Genomic DNA, 24902 nt, shown 5'->3' on the forward strand with positions numbered 1-24902 from the left:
TATGAGCGACGGAACCTTTACCTGGACCTACGTCATCGTGGCCCTGATTGCGGCCAATCTGCCCTGGCTGAGCGAGCGCCGTTTTTTCGTGTGGCCCTCCGCCACGCCCAAGTCGGCGGCCTTCAGGCTTTTCGAATGGCTTGTGATGTATTTCGTGACCGGCGCGATCGGTCTGGGTCTGGAGCACCAGATGACGGGCGAGATTTACCACAAGGGCTGGGTTTTCTACACGGTCACCGTTTCGCTGTTCATCGTGTTTGCCATGCCAGGGTTCATCTATCGCTACGATTTGCGTCGCCATCTGCGCAATAACCGCCGCGCCTGATCGCGGATTTGCCAGGCTTGGAAAGATGGTCCTTGCCAAGTCGGCACCCTTTGAGTACTATACGCAGCCTCTGATGCGGGGTGGAGCAGTCTGGCAGCTCGTCGGGCTCATAACCCGAAGGTCGCAGGTTCAAATCCTGCCCCCGCTACCAAGGAATAGAATAAAAAGGCCCCGTCAGGGGCCTTTTTATTAGCCGCAGCGAATGCCCGCGACGGTTTGAAACGGGCGCGGGGTCGAGTGGATCATGAGTGAACCGATGCAGGAAAGACTCGAAGGCTTGTTGTCGCCTCTGGTGGCGGGGATGGGTTTCGAGCTCTGGGGACTGGAATACGCCCAGCGTGGCGAGCAGGCTCTGCTGCGGGTTTTCATTGATCGCGATGGCGGCATCACGCTGGACGACTGCGCGCTGGTCAGCGAACAGGTCGGCGCGCTGCTTGATGTCGAGGATCCGATCACCCTGGCCTACCGTCTGGAAGTGTCCTCTCCGGGCCTTGACCGCGTGCTGTTCAAGCCCGAGCAGTATCGACGCTATATCGGCGCGCGCCTCAAACTGCGTCTGCGCTGGGCGGTGGAAGGGCGTCGCAATGTCCAGGGGCGCCTGGTCGCGTGCGACGATGAGGCGGTCAGTATCGAATTGGAGACGGGCGAAGCGGCTACGGTTCCACTGGAATCGGTGCACCGTGCCCGTCTGATCTATGAAATGGGGTCGGAGCAGCCGGAACAGCGGTCTGTGTCCGATACCGACGAATGATGGTTTGCGTGGCTGCCTGAGGCGGCCTGTCTGGGAGAGTTGGCGATGAACAAAGAGATCCTGCTGGTGGTCGATGCGGTCTCCAACGAAAAGGCCGTGGATAAGGAGATCATCTTCGAGGCCATCGAGGCCGCGCTGGCGTCCGCAACCCGCAAGAAGCAGGGCGGCGAGATCGACGTGCGCGTCAGCATCGACCGTCGTACGGGCGACTACCAGGGCTATCGGCGCTGGCAGGTGCTTGATGACGAAGATCCGGCCTTCGAATCGCCAGACAGCCAGCGTCTGCTCAGCTATGCGCGCCAGGATCATCCCGACATCCAGGTGGGCGACTACATCGAGGAGCCGATAGAGGCCGCGGACTTCGGGCGTATCGCTGCGCAGATCGCAAAACAGGTCATCGTGCAGAAGGTGCGCGAAGCCGAGCGCAAGCAGGTCGTCGAAGCCTTCGAGGACCGTGTGGGCCAGCTCGTCATGGGCGTGGTCAAGCGCAGCGAGCGTCACGGCATCTACCTCGACCTGGGCGGCAACGCGGAGGCGTTTATCGGCCGGGAAGACATGATCCCGCGAGAAACGGTGCGCGCAGGCGAACGCCTGCGGGGGTTCCTGAAGGAAGTCCGTCACGAACCTCGTGGTCCGCAGCTTTTCGTCACGCGTACCGCTCCGGATTTTCTCATCGAGCTGTTCAAGCTCGAAGTGCCGGAAGTAGGGCAGGGCGTCATCGAGATCAAGGGTGCGGCCCGCGATCCGGGGCTCCGGGCCAAGATCGCGGTGAAATCGAACGACCAGCGTCTCGACCCTGTCGGTGCCTGCGTCGGCATGCGCGGTTCGCGCGTGCAGTCGGTGTCCAACGAGCTGGCCGGTGAGCGCATTGACATCGTCCTGTGGGACGATAACCCGGCACAGTTCGTGATCAACGCCATGTCGCCGGCCGAAGTGCTGTCGATCGTCGTCGACGAGGACCGACACAGCATGGATCTGGCCGTGGCCGAGGACAAGCTCTCGCAGGCGATCGGTCGTGGCGGTCAGAACGTCAAGCTGGCCAGCCAGCTGACGGGCTGGGAACTCAACGTGATGTCCGAGCAGCAGGCCGAAGAAAAGAACGAGCAGGAAACGCGCGAGCTGGCCCAGACCTTCATGGATCAGCTCGATGTCGACGAGGAAATCGCCGCGATCCTAGTGCAGGAGGGTTTCACCGCGGTCGACGAAGTGGCCTACGTGCCCCCCGAAGAGCTGCTCGAAATAGAAGAGTTCGACGAGGGTGTGGTCGAGGAGCTGCGTGCGAGGGCGCGCGACGCGCTGCTGGCAAGGGCGATCGCGGCCGAGGGTGCGGGTGGCGCACCGGCCGAGGATCTGCTCGGGTTGGAAGGCATGGACGATACCTTGGCGGCCGAACTGGCCAAGCGCGGTATCGTTTCGGCCGAGGATCTTGCCGAGCAGGCGGTGGATGACCTGCTGGATATCCAAGGAATGGACGCGGAACGTGCGGCCGCTTTGATCATGACCGCCCGTGCGCCCTGGTTTGAGGCGTCTGGTGCCCAGGATTGAATCGCTACTAGAACGCCATGAGGTGACCGAACATGAGTACGGTAACAGTCAAACAGCTATCCGAAATCGTCGGCACCCCCGTTGAGCGCCTGCTTGAGCAGCTCAAGGAGGCGGGGATCGCAGTGAAGGATCCCGATCAACAGGTGAGCGACTCACAAAAAATGCAGTTGCTGGAGCATCTGCGCCAGAGTCATGGCGCCAGCGAGGAAGGCGCCGGCAAGCAGCGCATCACGCTCAAGCGGCGCAGCACGACGGAGCTCAAGGTCGGCAGTTCGACCGGTCGCGCGAAAACGATCAGCGTGGAAGTGCGCAAAAAGCGCACCATCGTTCGCGGTGCATCGCAGGGGGCTGCAACCACGGCCGAGATCCCCGCCGAGCCGCCCGCAGCCGAGATGCAGCAGGTGTCCGAGGCATCGTCGGCCGACACCGATGTCATGACCAACAAATCCGCGTTGCTGGCCAAGCAGCTGGAAGAAGATCGCAAACGCCTGGAAGAAGCGCGCAAGCAAGCCGACGAAGGCAAGTTGGCGGAAGACCAGGCGCGTCAGGAACAGGAAGAACTCAAGCGCGCCGAGGCCGAGCGGCGCGAAGCCGAGGCACGTGCCAAGCGTGAGGCCGAGGAGGCCGAGCTGCGCCGTGAGCAGGAGCGTGCCAAGGCCGAGGAGGCCAAGGCGGAAAAGGCCAAGCCCAAAGCCAAGCCCGGCAAGTCGCGTGGCGACCGGGACGACAGTGCGGCACGCAAGGAATTGCATGTGGCGAGCGACAAGCGCGGCCGCCGCAAGGGCGGCAAGGCGCCGGCTCGGGGGCGCGGGGCAGCGGGCGGCGATGCCGCATCCAAGCATGGTTTCGCCAAGCCGACGGCTCCGATCGTGCGCGAAGTGGCCGTTCCCGAGGTGATTACGGTGGCCGAGCTGGCCCAGCGGATGGCGGTCAAGGCCTCCGAGGTGATCAAGGCGCTGATCGGCATGGGCGTCATGGCCACCATCAATCAGTCGCTGGATCAGGATACGGCCGTGCTGGTGGTCGAGGAGCTGGGGCATACCCCGAAGGTGACCGGCGCCGACGACGTCGAAACCCATCTGGAAGCCCAGATCGAGGATGACCAGCGCGAACAGGCGCCGCGGCCGCCCGTGGTCACCATCATGGGCCACGTCGATCACGGCAAGACCTCGCTGCTCGATTACATCCGTCGTGCCAAGGTGGCCGCGGGCGAGGCCGGCGGCATCACCCAGCATATCGGCGCCTATCACGTCGATACGGACAAGGGCAGCGTAACGTTTCTTGACACCCCCGGCCATGCCGCCTTCACCGCGATGCGCGCACGTGGTGCGCAGGCCACCGACGTGGTCGTGCTGGTGGTCGCCGCGGACGACGGTGTGATGCCGCAGACTATCGAAGCGATCCAGCATGCCCGTGCCGCCGGCGTGCCGCTGGTGGTGGCGGTGAACAAGATCGACAAGCCCGAGGCCGATCTGGACCGGGTGCGTACCGAACTGTCCGCGCAGGAAGTGATTTCCGAGGAATGGGGCGGCGATACCCAGTTCGTGCCCGTCTCGGCCAAGACCGGCGAAGGCGTTGACGCGCTGCTCGAGGCCATTCTGTTGCAGGCTGAGGTGCTGGAGCTCAAAGCGCCGTTTGATGGCCCCGCCTCCGGCGTGGTGATCGAGTCCAGTCTCGACAAGGGGCGCGGCCCCGTGGCCACCGTGCTGGTGCAGAAAGGGTGCCTCAATCGTGGCGACATCCTGCTCAGCGGCCAGGAGTTCGGCCGTGTGCGTGCCATGCTCGACGAAGGTGGCCGCGAGGTGACATCCGCCGGACCTTCCACGCCGGTGGTCGTGCTCGGCCTTTCCGGAACCCCGAACGCGGGCGATGACGCCCTGGTGGTCGCCGACGACCGCAAGGCTCGCGAAGTGGCCGAGTTCCGCCAGGCCAAGCAGCGCGAGGCCAAGCTGGCCAACCAGCAGGCCGCCAAGCTCGACAACCTGTTCAACCACATGCAGGAAGGCGGCGTGCAGACGGTCAACCTTCTGCTCAAGGCCGACGTGCAGGGCAGTGCCGAGGCGCTGCGCGACGCGCTGCAGAAGCTTTCCACCGACGAGGTCAAAGTCAAGATCGTGTCCTCCGGCGTGGGTGGCATCGCCGAGTCCGACGTCAATCTGGCGCTGGCCTCGCAGGCCATCATCATCGGCTTCAACGTGCGTGCCGACGCGGCCGCCCGCCGGCTTGCGGCGGACAAGGGTGTCGACGTGCGCTATTACAGTGTCATCTACGAGGTGATCGACGACGTGCGCCAGGCCCTGTCCGGCCTGCTGTCGCCCGAGCTGCGCGAACAGATCGTCGGTCTGGCCCAAGTGCGCGACGTGTTCCGTTCCTCGCGAATGGGTGCCGTTGCGGGCTGTCTGGTCATCGAGGGTGTCGTCCGCCGTGGCAACCCGATCCGCGTGCTGCGCGACAACGTGGTGATCTACGAGGGCGAACTCGAATCCCTGCGCCGCTTCAAGGATGACGTCAACGAGGTGCGGGTTGGCACCGAATGCGGTATCGCGGTCAAGAACTACAACGACGTTCGCTCGGGCGATCAGATCGAGGTCTTCGAGAAGATCGAGGTGGAACGGAGCCTGTAGGCGATGCCGCGCGAATTCTCCAGAAGTCTGCGCGTCGGCGAACAGATCCGGCGCGAGCTGGCCGATCTGTTGCGTTCCGAGGTCAAGGATCCCGGTATGGGCCTCGTGACCGTCGGCGACGTCGAGCTGTCCAAGGATCTCTCGCATGCCCGAGTGTACTTCACGGTGCTGGGTGACGAATCCGCGGCCACAGCCACGGCGACCGCGCTCGGGCGTGCCTCGGGCTTTCTGCGTCGCGAGCTGGGACGGCGCATGCGCCTGCGCATCGTGCCCGAACTGCAGTTCGTCTTCGACGACAGCGAGCTGCGTGGCGCGCGTGTGGACGAACTGATCGAACAGGCCAGGCGCAAGGATCGCGAGCGAGGCTCGGAGGACTGAGCCTTGGCCCCGCGTAGCCCCGTCGAACGCCGCGACGTCAGCGGCGTACTGCTGTTGGATAAACCCCAGGGTTTGAGCTCCAACCAGGCCCTGCAGGCCGTCAAGCGGATATTCCGCGCGCGCAAGGCCGGTCACACGGGCAGCCTCGATCCCCTGGCCACCGGCCTGCTGCCGATCTGCCTCGGCGAAGCCACCAAGGTTTCCGCTTATCTACTCGAAGCCGACAAGCACTACCAGGCAAGCGCGCAGCTTGGCGTGCGTACCGACTCCGCCGATTCGCAAGGGCATGTGATTGCCCGCCGCGCCGTGCCGGCATTCGATGCCGCCAGCCTGGAGGCGGCCATGGTCTCCCTGCGCGGCGAAATCGAACAGGTGCCGCCCATGTATTCCGCACTCAAGCATGAGGGTCGGCGCCTCTACGAGCTGGCGCGTGCCGGTGTCGAGGTCGAGCGCAAGGCCAGACGTGTGCGTATCGAGCGCTTCGAGTTGCTGCATCGGGCGGACGACAACCTGGATTTCGACATCCGCTGCAGCAGCGGCACCTACGTCCGCACACTGATCGACGACCTCGGCGAAGCCCTGGGCTGCGGCGCGCATGTCACCGCCCTGCGCCGGCTGGGTGTCAGTCCCTTCGACGCGCCGCAAATGTACACCCTGGAGCAGCTCCGCGAACGGGCCGAGGCAGGATCCGAAGCGCTTGACGCAACGCTGCTCGCTGTCGATGCCGCGCTGACCCGCTGGCCGCAGGTACGTCTCGGCGCGGACGCCTCGCATTACCTGGGTCAGGGGCAGGCCATCTGGGTGCCGCATGCGCCGGTATCCGGGCTCGTACGCCTTTATAACGACGCCGAGGACCGGTTTCTCGGCATCGGCGAGATCCTCGACGACGGTCGTGTCTCACCCAAGCGCCTCATGCGTTGGGCACTGACCGGAAACTGACCGCGCCACGTTTACAGCAGGCGCGCGATCGGGTAGTCTTGCCGGCCGGTCAGCGGTATACCCGCGGCCGCCGCAGTATCCGGAGAGGTGTCCGAGTGGTTGAAGGAGCACGCCTGGAAAGTGTGTATACGGTAACCCCGTATCGAGGGTTCGAATCCCTCCCTCTCCGCCATATAATACATAAGGCATTGAATTCCAGATAATTTATTAGGAATCAATACTTAGCGCTATTCGACTGGTACACCAAGCGGGTACACTACTTGGGATGCCAGACATGTCTCTACAGACCCATCTACTCAGGCGGGGCGGGATTTATTACTTCCGCGCCAAGATTCCTGTCGACCTGCAATTGTACTTGGGTAAACGCGAGGAGAAGTTCTCGCTCAAGACCAGAGATCCCCAGGAAGCGCGTAGTCTGGCCCGTCGTGCCTCGGCCGACTTCGACCGACGCTGCGCGATGTTACGTGATGAGATCGCTGCCCGCCAGCGGTCCGATACTGGCCGGGTCGTGGATGAAGCGCTGATTCAAGAGATCTGCATGCACTGGCGGCATCAGGCGCTGGCCGGCGACGAACAGATCCGTATTCTCGGACAGGCGGCGGAAGAGCGCCGGACAGGTCACGCCGAACGTGAAGTCACACGCGCCGCGCTCAAGGAAACGCTCAGCCAGAGCGCGCTGGAGGCGGTTGAGCCGGCGCTGAAAGGTTTTTTGTATCTCAATGGGCTGCATATCGATCAAAAAGACACGGAAGGCTACCGCAGGCTGCTCTACCGCTTCCTGCAGACGGTGACCGAGGTCCACGACCAGCAGCTTGCGCGCGATGCCGGAGAAGTCGTCTGGACGCCTGAGGCGCCGCTGACGCCCCGTTCGCCGACCACCCCGGGCCTGAGCCTCGAGATCGCCTTCGAGGACTGGAAACGCTTCGACCCCAGCCGTCCGGCCCGTACCGTGGCCGACGTGCGCCGAGTGGTCGATGCATTCCAACAACTCACCGCCCATAAGCCCCTAGAGGCGATCGAGCGCCAGGAAGTGATCGCCTACCGTGACCAGTGTATCGCCCAGGGCCTCAGCGCCAAGACCGTCAGCAAGAAAATCGCCTTGCTATGCGCCCTGTTCAACGTCGCCATCGATAGCGGCAAGCTACGCTATAACCCCGCCCAGCGAGTCTCGATCCCCAGGGGCGATCGCCGTCAGCGCAAGCCCTTCGACCTCGACGATCTCAAGCGCATCTTCGGGCCCACGCTCTACACCCGGGGCTTGGGACGCAAGACGGGTGCCGCCGGCATCTGGTTGCCGCTGCTGGCGCTCTACCAAGGCTGCCGGGTCGAGGAATTGGCGCAACTGCGTGTAGCCGACGTGCAGCACGCCGAAGGTATCGACTACCTCAATATCGACGACGACACCGATGCGACCCATACGCAAGGCGCCGAGGCGGTGGGGAAGCGACTCAAAAATACCGCCTCGCGCCGACGCCTGCCGCTGCATCCGGCCGTCATCGCCGCCGGTTTTCTGGATTATGTCGAGCAGGTGAGGGCGCAGCGCCATCACCGACTGTTTCCGAGCCTGATCCCGGACAAGGACGGCAAATACTCGTCCACCTTCTCCAAAGCCTTCATGAGATACCTGCGCAGTGATCTTGAGATCACCGACAGGTCTAAGGTATTTCACAGCTTCCGACATCGCTTTCGGAGTGCCTGCCGCGACGCCGGGCTGGACGAAGAGATCGCTGACGCCCTGATGGGGCATAGCGATGGGCAGAAAACCGGACGCCATTATGGCGAGCGTTTCAGCCTGATCCGACTGCACGAAGCGATCAGCCGGATTCAATATCCGGGTTTGGAGATCCCGCGTCACCCCAGCCACTGAGGCAAGACTCCGGGGATAGTGACGTCATCGATCCAGGTGTAGGCATACGCAAAACTGCCCCCAAGTCGTGCAAAGCCGCACCGCGACTTTGCTCAAGGTGCAGGGGCGGATGCCGGTTTGCTGCAGCCATCGGCAGCGGCCGGATATAGATGGCCGCGCCCCCCAATGAGGGGGCGGGGCCGAATGCGCCGGATTCCTTTATCCGACGTTTTGTCCACAAAAGTCACACTCGCGAATCCTAATGATCCACGCGCCTCGTGCCGTCGCCATGGCTGCCACGCCAAGGTTTGATGACGGTCGATGGAAAGCGGTCCAGGTACCACCCTGTCCCGTTAGCCACCTCGTGCCCTGCCAGGGGCTTTAGTCTCTTATCACTGCTTCGGGCTTTCGCCTGCAGAACCCTTCGTATCGGTTCAGCTCTGCAGGTCCGGCCGGCGCACATGCGCCGCACCGCTACTTGCCCGATCTCCCACACCTGTACAGCGCCTTGCGACGCCAAACCCAGCGGTTGCCTACCGCTCATTGGCCCAGGTGCTTCCCACGTTAGTTAGACGCTACTACGCAATATATCGCCGCCGCTGTCATGATCGAGTCATCGCATACGCTCACCCGGTTGCCCGGTGTCAGTCCCGCGAGATTCCATAGCCGGTGACTTACCAGACTCATCAATCCCAGCTACCGATTAACCCGCTACGCTGCGGGCCAACGGCTGTCTATATGCTCTGCACAGCATCCCTCATCGAGGACGCCGTTAGACGCTTGAGCTATGCATCGGCCCCGGGCTTCCCCAGGTGCCCCGTACCCTGAACGGTCCATGCCGTCGGCCTCGCGGCCATCGTACGATCTACAGATTACCCTGTAGCTAAGCCTACGTCTGCAGCACCCGTCACGCGCTTGCGCTCGTCCCGGGGATATGGATTGAGTACCAGATTTTCGCGTCAAACCGGAACGCCGCGGCATTTCCTCCGCGGGCCCGTGTCCGTGTCGCCCAATCTACCTGATTGCTCCGGATAGTCGGATTGAGTCGAGTCGGGAGTTTCACCCGCCGCGCTCATCGCAGCCGCGCCAGCTCCATTACGAGCACGCGGCTACAGCAGTTCCGGTAGGGTGGCGCCCTACCTTCCAAGAGATTACGAGGGGGTTGGCAGCCCCCTCACTGAACTGGCAGGGAGCGGGCCAACAGGCCCACGTTGATGACGCTTTCGCGTCTGTGTCTCCTTCATATTTTCTCACTTATCCTAGGTGGATCAATACATTAGGGCGATGGTCATCTCGCCCAGTTTAGGAATCTCTCTTTATGGAGCGGCCACTTTCGTGTCCGGATCATTGCGCGGCTGCGGCTTCGCCGCACACGCGAAAAATCAGCGGCCTCGACCAAGCGCCTCCCCCTAGCGCGCAGACGCGGCCGCATGGATCCAGAGAGACCGTCGGCTATTGCCATAGGGGTGCCCTCGCGCGCGCGAGGCATCGCCTGCGCAGCCTATGGAATCAGGCGCGAATCCGTGCCCTCGCGCGCGCGAGGGAGAAGCGCTCTAATTTTGTCGTCCCCCTACTACTAGGTATGGACGCACACTCATACCTCATCAGGGATACGCTGCACGCTTCCCGTGCCATCATCAACGCAGTCTCACGCGGACATGATCGGCATACCTCAGGCCTCGTGCCACTCGAACGCGCGGAAGCACTGGTCACCAAGTTCGCCGAGCGTTACGGGGTGCTCGAGTCGGCATCCGAGGCGCGGCAGCGACGCCGACACAAGCTTGCCCGTGCCCGATTGCATATGGGTTTTGTGGGGCGCGTCGAGGATGGCCATCTCTGGTGGCTGTTGTTGGTCAGTCGGGAGGGTGAAGGTCCGGTGACGACGCTGGAGAAGCTGTACGCCGCGCAGGACAAACACCATCGCATTCACATCATGGGGCTGGAGTTGGTCCGCTACCCACGACCTGGTAGCGTAGAGCGCTGGACTTGGCGACTGCCGACCGACGCGTATCGCTTGCTACTCAAGCACGCCGTGGCCTTGGCGCGGCATCAAGATCCGCGTCAGGCGCAGGCGCTGATCAATCACGAGATGCGCCGGCCGGGCTATAGAGGGATCCGCACGCAGCGTAAAGAATTGTTCCGGGCGATGGCGCGGGCTCGCGCGCCACTGGTCAAGCGCGGCGCCGCGCCGCTCGTGTTCCCCGAATCACAGTTCTGGCTGCGCATGTTGTCGGCCGATATGGAGAGCATACCGCTGGGTGTGCTGGTGAGGCGCTTGCGCAGATGAGCCCGGGCCTTGCCGTGAACCAGTACAACTACTCTTGAAACATCACAAGCCGGAGAGTAGGGTAGCAAACTTGGCATCGAGGCCGATGATGCACTTGAAATATCGGAATAAAAAAGGTTTGACTTGAGAGTCTTAACAAAAACTAACCATATGGTAGGGTAGAGCATTAAATGCTGCTGGGAGTGTGAATCATAATGAATAAGAAATTCATGACTAAATTTGCTGTCCTCTCTGCGACATTTGCAGCCGCATCTCAGGCCCAAGCGATGCTTACTCCGAACAATCCTTCTGATACATGGCCGACAACTGTCACGGCTACGTTAATCAACATTCCTTCCCTAAAGGCACATCGGCCATCCGCTGCGCTAAGCGACAGGGATTTTGTCCTGAAACGGATGGGGCAGGGTGGCCTAATGGTTGCTGACCACTGGTCGCATGCTTCTCACAGCTCGCACGTATCGCACTACTCAAGCAGTTCAAACAACGGCTACTAGAAAGATACCAATCCAGTAAGACCGATGCTCTCTGGTTATTTTCGTCTTAGGGGGCTGATCAAATGCAGAACCTTGCGCTAGATTGCACATGCTATTCCATTGACGCCGTTCAGAAAGCCGCGTACCGATTCATAGATCGGCTAACTATTCAGATATCCACTTCTGACAGTGAAATTATATGCTCTATCGAGCCTATAAAAAAAAATAGTGACCTAGATGTGCTAATCGCTGATTTCAAGCGGGAACTGCTAGACCAGGAATTGCGTGAAAAGATAAAGGTAGAGACAGCACCTGTCAGGGATCTCATTTTGTCGCTCGCTTTCTCCAAGAGTGGCTTGCAGGAATGAGCAAGTTCGTCGGTATCGATGAGTTCCGCGCAGAAAACGGGAACTACAGCCTGCTCCCATTCAGATTCGAGTCAATTGATTTTGAAAATATAGTGGTAACAAATTCCGTGGGCGAATTCGTCATCATGGGCCGTGACAAGCTCGACCCTTTGGTGGAAAAGTCCTTACCTAGTAATGATCCTGACTATGTGGCGTTACGTCGCATTCAGGTGTTGAAAGAGCCGTCTGATTACTGGGCTTTGTCGTTACTAGCCCTGAAAACTCGTACACGCCTGTTGCCGCTACGGAATTTCACAAACTTGCACATCTTTGTCGTCAGCCTTCGCTGCGATCATAGTTGTCAATATTGCCAGGTGTCGCGTCAGTCGGATAACAAGCTGGCATATGACATGTCTGAAGGAACAGCCAACAAGGCTTTGGACATGGTTTTTCGGTCGCCCAACGAAGCTATCAAGATTGAGTTCCAGGGTGGAGAGCCCCTTCTGAACTTCGAACTGATCCGGTATGTTGTGGAAAAAGCGGAAGAGCGTAACCAAATAGAGCAACGTGATCTCCAGTTTGTTATTGCAACCTCACTTTCTTTAGCCACTAACGATATTCTCGAATATTGCCGTGATCACCATATATATCTGTCCTCGTCACTAGATGGCCCCGCAGACCTCCACAACAAGAATCGACCTCGTCCTGGTAGAGATAGCCACGAGCGCTTTTCTGACGGTTTGCGACGTGCGCGCGACATTGTCGGTTATGACGCAGTATCAGCGTTGATGACGACCTCGCCTGCCAGCATGACCCGTGTAACAGACATCATCGATGAATACCTTAGATTCGGCTTCGATAGTATTTTTCTCCGCCACCTTTCGCCCTATGGCTTTGCGGTCAAGACAAAAAGCTACCAAGCATATAATGCTGAACGCTGGCTGCAGTTCTACAAAGAAGGTGTGGAGTACATCCTTGACCTAAACCGGAAAGGTATTCGGTTCGTCGAGCATTATTCGACCATCATTTTGACCAAGATGTTTGCCGTGAATGACCCCGGGTTTGTTGATCTTAAGAACCCCGCAGGAGTGGGCATTGCTGCGGTCGTGTTCAACTATGACGGCGACGTCTATGCCTCTGACGAAAGCCGAATGCTTCATGAGATGGGTGATTCATCGTTCAGGATGGGCAATCTCCATGAAAACACATACAAGGAAATCTTTACATCTGATGCCCTGCTAAGTGCTCTGGAAGATTCTTTCACCCTTTCCGCTCCGATGTGCAGCGACTGTGCTTTTGAGTCTTGGTGCGGCGCTGATCCAGTGTTTCACCATGCCACCTTTGGTGACATGCTTGGCCGAAAGCCAGAATCCGAGTTCTGCAAGCGCACTATGGGAATAATTCGATATCTTCTCGACAAGATCCGTAACGACACAGAGGCGCTTGAAATTTTCAAACGCTGGGTTAATAAATGTTAACGCTCTCAGGGAAAGTATTAAGCGTATCGGAAGCGCAGCACGACAATAGTCAGCGGCGTAGAGTTTATAGCCTAACCACAAATGATAATTTGCCGTTACCTCTAAGAGCTCAAAAGGCGCTTATTTACCACCATGATGGCTCGCCACCTCCCGGATATGAGCATTACATATTCATTGGCAAGACACCTTCTTCATGGGCAGAAGCAAGTAACTACACTGTGGTCCCGGAAAGTTTTGATTATTTGGGTGAAGGTGACGTCGTTGCGCTATCCGAGACTGGGATCCGCTCACTTTACCGAGCTAACTCCCGTCATAACAGCCTTCTCCTGACCGAACGATGTAATCACTATTGTTTGATGTGTTCCCAGCCACCTAAGCGCAGTGACGATAGCTGGCTCTTGGATGAGGCGTTCGATGCGATTCGACTCATGCCGAGATCCACACAAACCCTAGGCATCACAGGTGGAGAGCCAACACTTTATCGAGATGGGTTCCTGCAACTGATCAGGCACATACAGTCGTATCTTCCCAATGCTGCGTTGCACATCCTGTCAAATGGCCGCGCATTCTCTGACGTGGAATTCACAGGGCGATATGCAACTATTAAGCACCAAAACTTGATGCTCGGAATACCCTTGTATTCATCTGATCCCACACGCCATGACTATGTGGTGCAATCGAGAGGGGCTTTTGATGAGACGATCAGAGGCATACTTAACCTGAAACAACACCAACAAAAGGTTGAGTTACGTGTTGTCCTACACAAGCTAACATCCCAGGGGTTGCCTGATCTTGCCGAGTTTATTGCCCGTAATTTGCTTTTTGTGGATCAGGTCGCCCTAATGGGCTTGGAAATGACGGGCTTCACCCTGGCCAATCTCAATGAGCTCTGGATAGACCCGGTAGACTACCAGAGTGAACTTCGTGCGGCGGTACGAACATTGGATGCATACGGCATCCCTGTTTCGATTTACAATCACCAGCTTTGTTTAATACCTCAGGATTTAGAGAGATTCAGTGTCAAGTCCATCTCTGATTGGAAGAATGAATTTGTCTCAGAGTGTGAGTCGTGTACCAGAATGCATGAATGTGGTGGTTTTTTTTCATCTGGAATTGTAAATGGGTATAGCCCTTCCATTAAGAAATTCTAGAGTCTTTTGGATATATTGTAATATTGGTTTATTTATGTTTCGCTTCACCTCTTCGATAACAGCAGGCGCAGACCCTTGGTTGCAGATTATTGCTCGATCGAGGAGTCGTTGATCGAGATGTATCTGGCCGGGGTGTCGGTGCGCCGGGTCGAGCACAAAGGCTGGAACGCTGATACTCCACCAAAAACCAGTATGAGAACTGGATGTTGGTGACAATCAAGTAGGGTTTTACAATTCGAGATAATCCCACCAGCGGACTGGGGGCTCCTCAGCCGCTACTGGGCGGACATATCGAGCCGCCTCGTAGCACTTGTTATCATTACTATACCAGCCACCAGACTTTTCGAATGCTTTCAATATCCGCAACCTGGTTTCGACTTCCATTCTCTCTGAAAGCATGGGCTGCATACGTAACGAATAATCTGGCTGGAAGAAGAAATAGGTTCCATCCATGCTATAGGTATTCCTTGGATGTTTTTCTGGGTAGCAAGCGCCGAATGTACTTATAAACATACTTTCTCTAACAAACCGGAATTTCCATTCGGGCGCTTCGATTTGCCTGGACAGGCACCCAGCTTCGTCCGGGTCAATCACGCTGAGACCCTGCAATATACGAGCCGTGCTTCTAGCCAAAATATTGACCGTCGCACTAAACTCCGCAGGTGCTTTTAGAAGAAAGCCATCCATTCCTTCTTTTCGACCGATTTTTAAAAATTTGTCAAGAGCCATTGCGATCCTGAAGATATTATCTTCAAATGTCCCATTCATCTGCCACTTGGGGGCTCCCCAATATTTCCCTTTAGTAGCAAAAATACAACGTGTTTTCGGCGCCAAAACCCTTCGCATCTCATCGTAGGCCACACAACCAGCAGGATCATAGCCGCCGGGGTCGTTCTGTCGAAGCCAACCGCTCTTTAATAAAAACATCCCAGCTTTGGCTGTGTATTCAGGATCGCAATGGCTTATCAACAGTGAGAATATCTGATAAGTAATAATTTCTACTGGGCTCTGATTATCGTCAAAATGTACTGGTTCGAATAATTCGATATTAGCATATTTGTCAATCATAAATCGGAGCGCACGCAGTAAGCGTATTAACTCTGGAATACAATCCTCACTATTAGTGGGCTGATCCGCCTTATAAAATATAGACAGACGTTTTAGAGCTTCGATTCGCGGTTTAGAGCAATATCTAGCAGCAGATATTACAGTAATGTCCAGAGCCAAGTGGATTATACTATCTAGCTTCTCATGAGCAATAGACGGCTCCAGCATCCTCAGAATCTCGCTTACTATCCGAGCAGATGCTGCATCACTCGGCAGGCGATGATGATCAATCAGAAGATCTAGCGCACAAAACTGAGATTTCCGGAACGAAGTAGCAAGACCCATAACTTATCGATCCTCTATTTTCGCAATACAGCAAAGACAGGTTTTCCAATCTACTAAACTAGAAATAGTAAACTCATCAATTCTCACAAATGTTTTGTTTGCCATGCTAATCACATTTTTGTGGGTTGTATATTATCAATAACCAGGAGTTCAACATGATGATCAATGATGAGTCGATGTTTTTCGCCGGCTGAGACCACAGCCAAATCCCCCTTAGAAAGTAAGGATCTCTTGCCGTCAACTTCCAAGGTCATATAGCCATCAAGGACAAAAAAAGTTTCTTCGGCGCCAGGATGCATATGCAAATTCGTACTCATTTCTTTCATATGCCTATGGCGCACATAGACACCGCCTATTTCGCCAAGCAACAAAGAACTCCAATGATTATCTCGTTCCCAGACCGGCGACGCACTTTTAACAATGATTGGCATCTTAGTAATCCTCTATTTCCCATTCCCATATTTCGAAATCGATGTTAACCTGTATATTTGAGATTTCCTAGATACAATTTACTACCCTGCTAAGTTTGTTGGCTTAACTCGACGGTTATAAACAACCCACTTTTGGCAGCTATCCTTTGCCGAAAGCCAATATAATGGCTGTTGCCCATCCACTCTATATCACTCTGCCCGACCTCAGATGCTCATGATTTGAATTGCCTTTACTGACGATCAGTTTTATGCTCGTATGCGACGCCTTTTTTTAACTCTCTATAAAATGCAAGACAATTGTCATAGATTATTCGTATGCGAGGTTGCTCTAAAATTTCAAATGCAGTTTCTCCTTGCGCGACAAAACCGTTGCTTTTATTTGCAAGCGCGTGCCAATCTTCTCGATCTTGCCATTCAGGGCGCGACCCATAATTCCACCGTAGAGATTCTAGTTTTGGATCTAATCCAAGGCTTTCAAAATAATGCCGAACGACTTCTTGCGGATATTCACGGAGTGATTGACCATCAATAACCAAGGGGGCAGTTCCAGTACCATGCATGAGAGTATTATAAAATCGGAATGATTCCTCATACCCTGTTTCTTCATATGTGAAGTTTTCCCGCATTTTATAAAGAGACGGCAAAACAAATTTTGGATGACGGATCAGGAAACTGTGTATAACGTTATCAGGAAATGAAAAATTATGGAATGGCTTCATGTGATAAGTCATCTCTTTGACAAACACAGGGCTCGAACAGCTTGCCTCTTTCAAATGTTCAACCACCTTCTCAATATCAGTCATTGATTCTGCGACCCTTCCAGAAGCAAACAATTTATAAGGCGTGATAAAAGGTTCTCCATAAACTTTAAAGTCTCCACGGTTATCCACCATTTTCTCGAATGCTGTGGAGACAGAGCGTGGAACACACCATAAGAACACGACAGGGTAACTCACGATACACTCCGAATTACTCAGCAGTCAGTAATATAGGCAACACTTGGATGCCTGGAGAATGAGCGGATCAGATTCGGCTGTGCGGCCATGTCGGCGAGTTGAAACTGGATGCGATCTTCCAGACGTTCTCCGGCACGCAACGGCCGGCGGGCATTGCCCGTGCGCTTGGCGTGGCTCCAGACCAGCTCGTCGGGATTGAGTTCGGGGGCATAGCCGGGCAGGAAGTGCAACGTCAACTTGCCCTTTGACTTGGCGACATACGTTTTGACGGCGCGGGTCTTGTGCGCAGGCAGATTATCGAGGATCAGATGCAGCGGCTTGCGTCGGCCGCGCATCAGGCGCTGTAGGAAGGTCACGAACAGGTCGCCGTTCAAGCCGCCCTTGTAAGTCGTGAACCAGAACGCCCCCTTGGCACTGACCGCCGAGGCGGCACTGATCCCTTGACGCTGTCCGGGCACCGAGACGACCGGCGTGTGTCCTTTGGCGCCCCATGTCTTGCCATGCACCGAGTCGGCACGAAAACCTGACTCGTCCCAAAAATAGATATCGGCCTTGTCCCGCTTGGCTTGGCGGGCAATCGCCGGATAGGTTTCCCGTTGCCAGCGCTCGATCGCGTCAGGATCCCGCTGATACGCACGCTGGAGTGGCTTTTGCGCGGTCAAGCCGACCCGCGCCAGCAACGCGCCCACTGAGGCCAAGCTCAGCGAAACGCCCAATCGCTGTGCGATCAGTTCGCGCACGATCTGGCGTGTCCATAAACCGAAGTCGAAGCCATACTGCCGCGGGTTCTTGCCGTTGACCCACCGGAACACTTGCCGTCCTTGGGCATCGGTCAACTTCCGGCGCCGCCCGGGGGCCCGCCGCAACTGCAGGGCCCGCTTGCCTTGGCCGCGCCCGCGCACCTTCAGCCGTACCTTGTACGCCCAAGTCCGGTGCATCCCGAACGACGCCGAGACCGCTGCCGGCGATTCGCCCTCCGCCATCCGCTCCAGCGCCATGAAGCGCATCGCTTCCAGCGTCTCGCGGGTCAATGTCCGGCCATCGTTCTTCATACCCAATTATGACCGCAGTCGACGCCATTTGTTCCCTAATATACTGACTTATGAGTAATTGCAGAAGCTCAGCCATTCTCAGGCAGCGGCCATTATATTTTGTTACAACGGATATCCTGATGGAAGCAGCCAGTGACCGCAAGGGGGATGTTTCGAGGCTATTCGTAAAGCGCGATTGACAGATCAATGTTCTTTGTGGATATTAGATAGTTAAACTGATACGCCAGAGTGGTACACTAGTCGAGTTAAGCGTTCTTGTAACTTATTGATTGTAGAGGTATTGTATCTGGATATCCGGATTCCCTCCCTCTCCGCCACTTAATCGCAGCCGCGATATTCCGTTCCACAGCGATTGCCATCTGATCCTTCCGAATGGAGGGTGAGAAGCCTCATGGGTTCGACCGATTCGTCCGGAACGGATCGGCACGCCGCGCGAGCGGCGGTCCCGCAGGGACGAGGCGCAGGACGCGCCGAGCAATCCCTCCCTCTCCGCCACTTAATCGCAGCCGCGATATTCCGTTGCCCAGCGACTGTCATTTTATGCTGTGCAGGGCAAAGGTGCAGACCACCGGTTTGCTCAGTACCTTGACGCGAGCGCCGTTGCCGATATTCGTGAGATTGCTAATTCCGGGCGCGGAACGCTAGCATTGCCGGATGCAGACACTCACGCTTCAGACTCCCGACGACCTTCATGTTCACTTTCGCGACGGCGCGATGCTCGCGGAGACGGTGCGGGCGACGGCGCGGGTGTTCCGGCGCGCCATCGCGATGCCGAATCTGGTGCCGCCGGTGAAGACGGTCGAGCAGGCGCTTGCCTACAAACAGCGCCTGCTCGACGCCCGGCCGGAAGGCTCGGCGTTCGAGCCGCTGATGACCCTGTATCTGACCGATACTCTCGACGCCGACGAGATCGCGCGCGCCGCGGCCGCAGGCGTCCGCGCGGTCAAGCTGTATCCGGCCGGGGCGACCACCAATTCCGACGCCGGGGTCGCCAACCTGGACAGCCTGTACCCCATTCTCGAAATTCTGGAGGCGCACGGCATCATGCTGCTGGTGCACGGCGAGGTGACCGACCGCGGCGTGGATATCTTCGACCGCGAGCGCGAGTTCATCGACCGCCACCTGCGCGCCATCGCCGAGCGGTTCGCCGAGCTGAAGATCGTGCTGGAGCACATCAGCACCAAGGACGCGGCCGAGTTCGTGGCCGGGGCCGGCGCCAACGTGGCGGCGACGATCACCCCGCAGCATCTGCTGCTCAACCGCAACGACCTGCTGGCCGGCGGCATCCGTCCGCACAATTACTGCCTGCCGGTGCTCAAGCGCCGCAGTCACCAGGAAGCGCTGCGCGCGGCCGCGGTGTCCGGTTCCAGCAAGTTCTTCCTGGGCACGGATTCGGCGCCGCACGAGCTTTCGACCAAGGAGTCGGCCTGCGGCTGCGCCGGCTGCTACAGCGCGCCGACCGCCCTGGAGCTGTATGCGCAGGTCTTCGACGAGTTGGGCGCGCTTGACCGTCTGGAAGCCTTCGCCAGCCATTACGGCGCCGATTTCTACGGCCTGCCGCGCAATGCGGGCACGGTGACCCTGGTCAAGGAGCCGTGGACGATCCCCGAGCGCGTCGAAATCCCCGGCGTTGGTTCGATCGTTCCGCTGATGGCCGGCACGCGGCTCGACTGGAAGCTGCAGTCGCCCGCCTGAGCGCGGGGGTGAGGGTAATCCGCGCCGTCATCGGTCATGGGTTGCACTCGGGGCAGTGCCCGGGGTCGGCGGTTGCGCGTCCGTCGGGGCGTTCCCGCCGCTCGCTGTGGCCGCATTTCACGCAGCCGTGGACCACGCTGTGGACGAGGCGCGTGGGCGTGCCGCACCAGGCGCACGGCAGACCCGTAAGCGCATCGACCTGACCCCAGCCGGGCAGTCCACAGGCCGGGCACGGCGTGTCCAGGCGCGTCGCCAACGTTTGCGCCAGTTGTGCGATCGCGGCCATGCGCGTGGGGTTGTGCGAGGCGCGCATGTCGGTTTCGACCCAGACCGCGGTTTCCCCCGATTCGCGCAGCAGGTTCGCGAACGCCTGCGCCAGAGCCGTTTCATCCCGAATGCCCTTGAGTACCCTGCGCCGCGCGTCGCGCGGCCCCGTGGCGAGTATCAGCGCATGCGACGGGAAGCGCGCCCGCTGCGCGAATTCGGTCAGCGCGTCGAGGCTGTCCACCTCGGCCATCCGATAGTTGGTCTCGGCGGTGGTCAGCGATACGGTCAGCGCGAAGTCGCGCGCACGGTCGGCAAAATGCAGCAATTCCTGACCGGCGGGGATGAAGCCGGTCTCCGGGTGCGGGCCGAAACTGCCTTCGCTGGCCAGCGCCAGCTCGGCGTCGGTGTCGGCGAATGCCTGCGCCACCTTGCGCCGGGCGGCGTCCAGCGCCGTGCCTTCGCGCGCGACCTCGCCGCTGAACGTGCCGAAGCGATCGGTATCGCACGGGTGTTCCACGACCTGCGCGCCGAGCCGCTCGGCGAAGGCCGGGGCGATCGCCTGCGATTTGGCGTGCAGGGTCGGCAGGACGACCTGCCGGCCCCGGTAGGGTTGAGGTTTCATCGGGGGCGTTTTCGAGATGCAGTTCGCCGTTTCGGCGGCCGTGAAGGTTGCGCGTCCCTGCGCGGTTTCACCATCCCTGCAGGCAGTAGGCCAGCGCCGCGCTTACGCGGCGGCCGCGAGCGACGTGTCGCTGCGTTCCCAGCCGCCGTCTGACAGGCGACGGAAGACGCCGTCGTCGCCGATGCGGAACAGGTGCAGCCAGCCGTTTTCGACCAGTTGGCGGACCAGTTCGTGGCGGGCGATCACGTCGTCGATCGCGGCCTGCGGCGCCTCGATGAACACGGACAGGCGCAACGGCTCGTGCATCCAGCGCCGGCCGTCGTGCAGCGACTGCAGCGGCAGGCCGACGCGCAGGTCGCCGCCGTTGCCTTCCAGTACGCCGATGGCGCCGCCGACCACGTTGTGCAGCACCTTGTTGCCGCTGCCGAAGCGGCGGTTGTCGATTACCGAGCCGTAGTACTGCATGTTGATCCAGTTGGCGACCACCATCGGCGCGGTCATGATCAGCTCCAGGATCTTGAAGCCTTCGTCCTTTTGCCAGTCGTAGTCGTGCAGGAAGGCGCGGCCTTCGAGGTCCATGTCCGCGGTGCGCGCGCGCGGCGCGGCGATGAAGGCGGCGTTGTTGCTCAGCGCCCACTCGGGCCGCACCTCGGACCAGTCGCGGCTGCGCCGGCGCACGTCGGCTTCGACCGCGCGGTCGGGTTGCCCGGCGGTGCCGAGCAACGCGGCGCGCTCCATGCGCGCGAGGTCCCCCGCCTGTTCCAGCCACTGGCGCAGCTGGGCGAGGTCGCCGGCGAGCGCGGCGGGCACGTCGTCGGTGTCGAACAGGCGCAGCTCGTCGGTGGTGGTGTCGTGCAGGCCGGCGACGAACCAGGTGTCCTCGGGGATCACGATGCCGCGCCCGGCGAGCCCGCGGCGCACCGCGGGGTCGTTCATCAGCGCGGCGACCACGCGGGCGCTGGCCTCGCCGGTCTGACCCGCGCAGGCGCCGCAGTCGAGGCCGGTGGCGTGCGGATTGTTCACCGTGCTGCTGCCGTGGCCGGCAAGCAGCACCAGGCGGCCGAAGTTCGCGGTCATGGACATGGCGCGCAGGATGCGTTCGGCGTGTCCCAGCCGGTCTTCGGCGGGGATGCCCGCGTCGCCGTCGCCCACCGCCTCAAGGCTGGGCCCGATGCGCACGATGTCGCGCCTGGCGATGCCCTGGCTGTGCGGATCGGGCACCGGACGGGTCCAGCCGAAGCTGTCGCTGAGCAGCTTGGGGCCGTAGCTCAGGCCGGCGGACTCGACGAAGGAGAAGCACGAGGACGCCGACAGCTTGAAGCCCTTCCAGGCCTTGTGCAGGCCGATACGCCGGCGGCGCTGCTGCTGCAGGCCGTCGGCATCATCGCCCTTGACCCGATCCTGAATGCGGTAGCCCGGATTGAAGATCACCGGCACGTGGCTGCGGCCCTGGGCGGCGCCCAGCGGCACGTGCTCGATGAAGATGCCGAAGAAGCCGGCGAAGCCGACGGTCTGCACCGCCGGCGCCACGGTTTCCAGCGAGCGGCGGAACACCTCGGAGCGCACGTCGATGCAGAAGGCCGCCTGAACCGGCGGGCGGAACACGTGCGGCGCGGGCCGCGATTCGCCGGTCAGCCCGGCGATCACGCTGCGCTGGAAGCCGATCTCCATCGCGTTCAGCAGGATGCGGTCGATTTCCGCGGCGGCCTGGCGCTTGGCCGAAGGCGGACGCATGCTGGCGGCCAGCATTTCGCGCCAGCGCGCGATCAGCGCGGGCGAGCGCTTCTCCTCGAACAGCAGCATGTCCCACATCAGGCGGATGGCGAGCAGATCGACGATGGCGTCGTCGCGCCGTCCGCCCAGCTCCGCCTGCCAGCGCAGGTAGCGTGCCCACGCCGCCCAGCCGCCGATGCTCATCAGCGAGGCGTGCAGGTAGCGCTCCACCGCCGCGTCCTGGATGCCCAGCCGGCCGATGGCCAGCGCGATGGCGTCGCGCGGGTCGGCGGGCAGGCGGCCGACCGCGGCGCGAAAGTCGCGCAGGCCCATCATCGCCGGGCTGCGGTCGATGGCCGCGGCCTTGCGCCACGACTGATAGAGAGACTGCCCGCGCCAGGGCATGGCGACGATGGCCTGGCCGAGGTCGAAATAGGCCGCGCAGTGCCGGCTGATGCTTTCGGTGACGAAGCTCGACCACAGGCCGCCCTCGACCCGCTCCAACACCTCGCTCACCGGCGCCATGCCGAGTTTCGGCCGCGGTGCCGGCGCTGCCAACGCGCGTTCGACGGCCTCGACGTCGAGCCGGCTGCCGCAGCGTTCGATGGCCTGGCGCAGGTCGTCGCGGCTGATGCGGCCGCTGGCCAGCTGCTCGCGGTAGTACTCGCGCGACATGTACAGGCCGTTGCCGGTGATCCGCGCCAGGGTGTCGGAGGCGTCCTGGAAGCCATGGTCGCGCAGGCCGAAGAACGGATTGACGGCGACGAAGTGCTTCAGCGGCCACAGCGGCGCGATGCGTTCGCAGGCGGCGTCGATGCGCCGGTTCAGTTCGGCGCGGTCCAGCGTCGCCTCGGTGCGGTCGTCCCGGCTTGTCAGGGTGAAGTCTTCACGCATGTCCATGTCAGGCTCCTCGTGAGGTGACGGGGGCAAAGGGGGCGGGCTGCACGACGGGTTCCGGCCGCGGGCTGGGCCACACGCGCTGCAGCAGGCGGGTGATGAACACGTCGATGTACAGGCCGTTGTAGAGGTGCATGTAGAGGCCCTCGCCCAGGGCGGCGGGGTTGTGCCTGAGCAGCTGCTGCAGTACCAGCAGGGCCAGGAATACGCCGATCACGGCCGCAGACAATCCGTACTGGAACGCGCCGGGCGGCGACTGGAGCGGCAGCACGCTGCCCTGCATGAGCGCCGCGAACAGGGCGTGCAGGGCGAAATAGGCCACCGCGACGCCGCCGCTCAGGCCGAGGCCGCGCAGCAGCAGGGCGCCGCCGCTCAGCGCGCCGGCCGTCTGCAGCAATAGCTGGCTGACGGCGATGGCGACGATGGCGCCGGCCGCCAGCAGGGCGGGCTCTCCGGCGATGCCGATGCCGAAGGCCGCGCCAACCACCAGCGTCATGCCGCCGCCGATGAGCAGCGCCGCCAGCAGCAGACCGGGCCTGAAGGCGTTCGACGGATAGGGCATGGCCGGCGCGCGGAAGGCGTCGACGCCGCTGCCGGAGGCGAGGAAGGCGTGCGCCTTGTACAGCGAGTGGGCAACCAGGTGCAGCATGGCCAGGCTGTACAGGCCGAGGCCGCATTCCAGCAGCATGAAGCCCATCTGCGCGGTGGTCGACCAGGCCAGCGACACCTTGATGCTGGTCTGGGTGAGCATCACCAGCGAGGCCAGCGCGAGGGTGGTCAGGCCGACGATGGCCAGGGCCCCTAGCGCCAGTTCGGAATGCGACATGACCGGGCTCATGCGGATCACCAGGAACGCACCGGCATTGACGATGCCCGCGTGCAGCAGCGCGGACACCGGCGTCGGCGCCTCCATCACCTGGATCAGCCAGCCGTGGAAGGGGAACTGGGCCGACTTGAGCCCCGCGCTGACCGCGATCAGCATGGCGGCGACCTGCAGGGCGATGGGCGTCGGGCCCTGCAGCGCGGCCAGCGCGCGGAACATGCCCTCGAACTCCAGGGTGTGCAGGCTGTAGCCGATCAGCAGGACCGCCGCCAGCAGGCTCAGGTCGCCGAGACGGCTGGCGACGAACTTCTTGTGCGCGGCCAGCACCGCGGCCGGGCGCTCGCCGTAGAACATCAGCAGCTGGTGCAGGCACAGGCTGGTGGCGATCCAGGCCAGCGCGAACATCAGCAGGTTGCCCGAGGCGATCAGCATGAGAATGGCCGCCAGGGTCAGCGCCAGCCACTTGTTGAAGCGGCCCTGATTGGGGTCGCCGTTGAGGTAGTTGCGCGCGTAGCGGGTCACCACCGCGCCGACGAAGGACACCAGCAGCAGCATGATGACCGTGACGCTGTTGACGTAGACGCTGAGCGAGAAGGCGCCGACGTCGCCCGGCAGCGCGATGCTGGAAAGTGTCCAGGTATGTGCGCGGTCGAAGGGGAGGGCGACGGCGGCCAGAATGGCGCTGGCGAACGCCAGCCAGGCGGCGGCACCAGACAGACGCGCCATCACGCGGGGTTGGGCATTGGCCCATTGGGCCGGTATCAGCCCGGCGAGCAACAGCAGCACGGGCGCGGCCAGGACGAAGCCGGGAGTGAATGCGTTAGGCAGCATGGCGACCTCCTGCGGCTGATGGGCAATGCATGTGGCTGGATGGCCACAAGATCGCTGTGGATGGCAAGGTGCGGCGGGT

20 protein-coding genes and 2 tRNA genes are annotated in these 24902 nt (G+C 60.2%); 15 read left to right on the forward strand and 7 right to left on the reverse strand.

Annotation, left to right across the window (positions count from 1 at the left end; genetic code table 11):
- Window position 1 precedes the first annotated feature (1 nt).
- The 14 genes from THPRO_RS00410 (at window position 2) to hxsC (ending at window position 14144) form a co-directional block, all read left to right on the forward strand.
- Window positions 2-325 carry a DUF2818 family protein gene (locus THPRO_RS00410; RefSeq protein WP_065089061.1) on the forward strand — a complete coding sequence of 108 codons (324 nt, stop codon included), beginning with the start codon at window positions 2-4 and terminating at the stop codon, window positions 323-325.
- A 74-nt stretch (window positions 326-399) separates the two neighbouring features.
- Window positions 400-476: transfer RNA gene (locus THPRO_RS00415), tRNA-Met, on the forward strand.
- A 93-nt stretch (window positions 477-569) separates the two neighbouring features.
- A complete protein-coding gene (gene rimP, locus THPRO_RS00420) occupies window positions 570-1076 on the forward strand; it encodes a ribosome maturation factor RimP (RefSeq protein WP_038087450.1) in 507 nt (168 codons plus the stop codon).
- A 45-nt stretch (window positions 1077-1121) separates the two neighbouring features.
- A complete protein-coding gene (nusA, locus tag THPRO_RS00425) occupies window positions 1122-2621 on the forward strand; it encodes a transcription termination factor NusA (RefSeq protein WP_065089062.1) in 1500 nt (499 codons plus the stop codon).
- A gap of 32 nt (window positions 2622-2653) precedes the next feature.
- Window positions 2654-5245: a translation initiation factor IF-2 gene (gene infB / locus THPRO_RS00430; RefSeq protein ID WP_038087448.1), complete on the forward strand. Its 2592-nt coding sequence runs from the start codon at window positions 2654-2656 to the stop codon at window positions 5243-5245.
- A gap of 3 nt (window positions 5246-5248) precedes the next feature.
- Window positions 5249-5623, forward strand: coding sequence for a 30S ribosome-binding factor RbfA (gene rbfA / locus THPRO_RS00435; protein ID WP_038087446.1), 375 nt, complete (start codon window positions 5249-5251; stop codon window positions 5621-5623).
- A 3-nt stretch (window positions 5624-5626) separates the two neighbouring features.
- Window positions 5627-6562 carry a tRNA pseudouridine(55) synthase TruB gene (gene truB / locus THPRO_RS00440; protein ID WP_065089063.1) on the forward strand — a complete coding sequence of 312 codons (936 nt, stop codon included), beginning with the start codon at window positions 5627-5629 and terminating at the stop codon, window positions 6560-6562.
- Between the two features lie 81 nt (window positions 6563-6643).
- Window positions 6644-6734, forward strand: a tRNA-Ser gene (locus THPRO_RS00445).
- Between the two features lie 102 nt (window positions 6735-6836).
- Window positions 6837-8429 (forward strand): DUF6538 domain-containing protein, encoded by a 1593-nt coding sequence (locus THPRO_RS00450; RefSeq protein WP_161489908.1) that lies wholly within the window; start codon window positions 6837-6839, stop codon window positions 8427-8429.
- Window positions 8430-10089: 1660 nt separating this feature from the next.
- Window positions 10090-10695 carry a chorismate synthase gene (locus THPRO_RS00455; RefSeq protein WP_145930645.1) on the forward strand — a complete coding sequence of 202 codons (606 nt, stop codon included), beginning with the start codon at window positions 10090-10092 and terminating at the stop codon, window positions 10693-10695.
- A gap of 194 nt (window positions 10696-10889) precedes the next feature.
- Window positions 10890-11189 (forward strand): His-Xaa-Ser repeat protein HxsA2, encoded by a 300-nt coding sequence (gene hxsA2 / locus THPRO_RS17460; RefSeq protein WP_407922431.1) that lies wholly within the window; start codon window positions 10890-10892, stop codon window positions 11187-11189.
- A gap of 62 nt (window positions 11190-11251) precedes the next feature.
- Complete coding sequence (hxsD, locus tag THPRO_RS17465) at window positions 11252-11536, forward strand: His-Xaa-Ser system protein HxsD (protein WP_052064084.1); 285 nt, start codon at window positions 11252-11254, stop codon at window positions 11534-11536.
- Complete coding sequence (gene hxsB / locus THPRO_RS00465; RefSeq protein ID WP_065089065.1) at window positions 11533-12993, forward strand: His-Xaa-Ser system radical SAM maturase HxsB; 1461 nt, start codon at window positions 11533-11535, stop codon at window positions 12991-12993. The genes hxsD and hxsB overlap by 4 nt, the downstream gene beginning before the upstream one ends.
- Window positions 12987-14144, forward strand: a complete 1158-nt coding sequence (gene hxsC, locus THPRO_RS16130) for a His-Xaa-Ser system radical SAM maturase HxsC (RefSeq protein WP_082954333.1) — start codon at window positions 12987-12989, stop codon at window positions 14142-14144. Before hxsB ends, hxsC begins: the two co-directional genes overlap by 7 nt.
- A gap of 228 nt (window positions 14145-14372) precedes the next feature.
- Here the strand turns inward: hxsC and THPRO_RS16515 are convergent, their stop codons facing one another.
- The 4 genes from THPRO_RS16515 to THPRO_RS00475 all read right to left on the reverse strand — a co-directional run bounded on the left by THPRO_RS16515 (window position 14373) and on the right by THPRO_RS00475 (window position 17975).
- Window positions 14373-15536, reverse strand: a complete 1164-nt coding sequence (locus tag THPRO_RS16515; RefSeq protein ID WP_145930646.1) for a YqcI/YcgG family protein — start codon at window positions 15534-15536, stop codon at window positions 14373-14375.
- Window positions 15537-15646: 110 nt separating this feature from the next.
- A complete protein-coding gene (locus tag THPRO_RS16135; RefSeq protein ID WP_082954334.1) occupies window positions 15647-15967 on the reverse strand; it encodes a cupin domain-containing protein in 321 nt (106 codons plus the stop codon).
- 230 nt (window positions 15968-16197) lie between these two features.
- Window positions 16198-16923 (reverse strand): sulfotransferase-like domain-containing protein, encoded by a 726-nt coding sequence (locus THPRO_RS16520; RefSeq protein WP_145930647.1) that lies wholly within the window; start codon window positions 16921-16923, stop codon window positions 16198-16200.
- Between the two features lie 17 nt (window positions 16924-16940).
- On the reverse strand, window positions 16941-17975 hold the full coding sequence (locus tag THPRO_RS00475; RefSeq protein WP_038087437.1) for an IS630 family transposase: 1035 nt from the start codon (window positions 17973-17975) through the stop codon (window positions 16941-16943).
- A 654-nt stretch (window positions 17976-18629) separates the two neighbouring features.
- On the opposite strand from THPRO_RS00475, the gene pyrC reads away from it, so the two are divergent.
- A complete protein-coding gene (gene pyrC, locus THPRO_RS00480; protein WP_038087433.1) occupies window positions 18630-19670 on the forward strand; it encodes a dihydroorotase in 1041 nt (346 codons plus the stop codon).
- Window positions 19671-19704: 34 nt separating this feature from the next.
- On the opposite strand, the gene THPRO_RS00485 is transcribed toward pyrC, so the two are convergent.
- From THPRO_RS00485 to THPRO_RS00495, 3 genes are all read right to left on the reverse strand, one after another.
- The gene (locus tag THPRO_RS00485; RefSeq protein ID WP_038087430.1) at window positions 19705-20559 is read right to left on the reverse strand and encodes a DUF6671 family protein; all 855 of its coding nucleotides are present in this window, start codon (window positions 20557-20559) and stop codon (window positions 19705-19707) included.
- A 102-nt stretch (window positions 20560-20661) separates the two neighbouring features.
- Window positions 20662-23172 carry a YbcC family protein gene (locus THPRO_RS00490; RefSeq protein ID WP_201786907.1) on the reverse strand — a complete coding sequence of 837 codons (2511 nt, stop codon included), beginning with the start codon at window positions 23170-23172 and terminating at the stop codon, window positions 20662-20664.
- Between the two features lies 1 nt (window position 23173).
- Entirely contained in the window at window positions 23174-24823 is a 1650-nt protein-coding gene (locus tag THPRO_RS00495; RefSeq protein WP_038087427.1) for an NADH-quinone oxidoreductase subunit L, read from the reverse strand.
- Between the last annotated feature and the right edge of the window lie 79 nt (window positions 24824-24902).

The organism is Acidihalobacter prosperus, from assembly GCF_000754095.2.
Lineage (GTDB): Bacteria > Pseudomonadota > Gammaproteobacteria > DSM-5130 > Acidihalobacteraceae > Acidihalobacter > Acidihalobacter prosperus.

What these genes read in the sequence shown, in the direction of transcription:
- THPRO_RS00410 (WP_065089061.1), top strand. Translation starts at nt 2, where the DNA reads ATGAGCGACGGAACCTTTACCTGGACCTACGTCATCGTGGCCCTGATT.
- rimP (WP_038087450.1), top strand. Translation starts at nt 570, where the DNA reads ATGAGTGAACCGATGCAGGAAAGACTCGAAGGCTTGTTGTCGCCTCTG.
- nusA (WP_065089062.1), top strand. Translation starts at nt 1,122, where the DNA reads ATGAACAAAGAGATCCTGCTGGTGGTCGATGCGGTCTCCAACGAAAAG.
- infB (WP_038087448.1), top strand. Translation starts at nt 2,654, where the DNA reads ATGAGTACGGTAACAGTCAAACAGCTATCCGAAATCGTCGGCACCCCC.
- rbfA (WP_038087446.1), top strand. Translation starts at nt 5,249, where the DNA reads ATGCCGCGCGAATTCTCCAGAAGTCTGCGCGTCGGCGAACAGATCCGG.
- THPRO_RS00450 (WP_161489908.1), top strand. Translation starts at nt 6,837, where the DNA reads ATGTCTCTACAGACCCATCTACTCAGGCGGGGCGGGATTTATTACTTC.
- hxsA2 (WP_407922431.1), top strand. Translation starts at nt 10,890, where the DNA reads ATGAATAAGAAATTCATGACTAAATTTGCTGTCCTCTCTGCGACATTT.
- hxsD (WP_052064084.1), top strand. Translation starts at nt 11,252, where the DNA reads ATGCAGAACCTTGCGCTAGATTGCACATGCTATTCCATTGACGCCGTT.
- hxsB (WP_065089065.1), top strand. Translation starts at nt 11,533, where the DNA reads ATGAGCAAGTTCGTCGGTATCGATGAGTTCCGCGCAGAAAACGGGAAC.
- hxsC (WP_082954333.1), top strand. Translation starts at nt 12,987, where the DNA reads ATGTTAACGCTCTCAGGGAAAGTATTAAGCGTATCGGAAGCGCAGCAC.
- THPRO_RS16515 (WP_145930646.1), bottom strand. Translation starts at nt 15,536, where the DNA reads ATGGGTCTTGCTACTTCGTTCCGGAAATCTCAGTTTTGTGCGCTAGAT.
- THPRO_RS16135 (WP_082954334.1), bottom strand. Translation starts at nt 15,967, where the DNA reads ATGCCAATCATTGTTAAAAGTGCGTCGCCGGTCTGGGAACGAGATAAT.
- THPRO_RS00475 (WP_038087437.1), bottom strand. Translation starts at nt 17,975, where the DNA reads ATGAAGAACGATGGCCGGACATTGACCCGCGAGACGCTGGAAGCGATG.
- pyrC (WP_038087433.1), top strand. Translation starts at nt 18,630, where the DNA reads ATGCAGACACTCACGCTTCAGACTCCCGACGACCTTCATGTTCACTTT.
- THPRO_RS00485 (WP_038087430.1), bottom strand. Translation starts at nt 20,559, where the DNA reads ATGAAACCTCAACCCTACCGGGGCCGGCAGGTCGTCCTGCCGACCCTG.
- THPRO_RS00490 (WP_201786907.1), bottom strand. Translation starts at nt 23,172, where the DNA reads ATGGACATGCGTGAAGACTTCACCCTGACAAGCCGGGACGACCGCACC.
- THPRO_RS00495 (WP_038087427.1), bottom strand. Translation starts at nt 24,823, where the DNA reads ATGCTGCCTAACGCATTCACTCCCGGCTTCGTCCTGGCCGCGCCCGTG.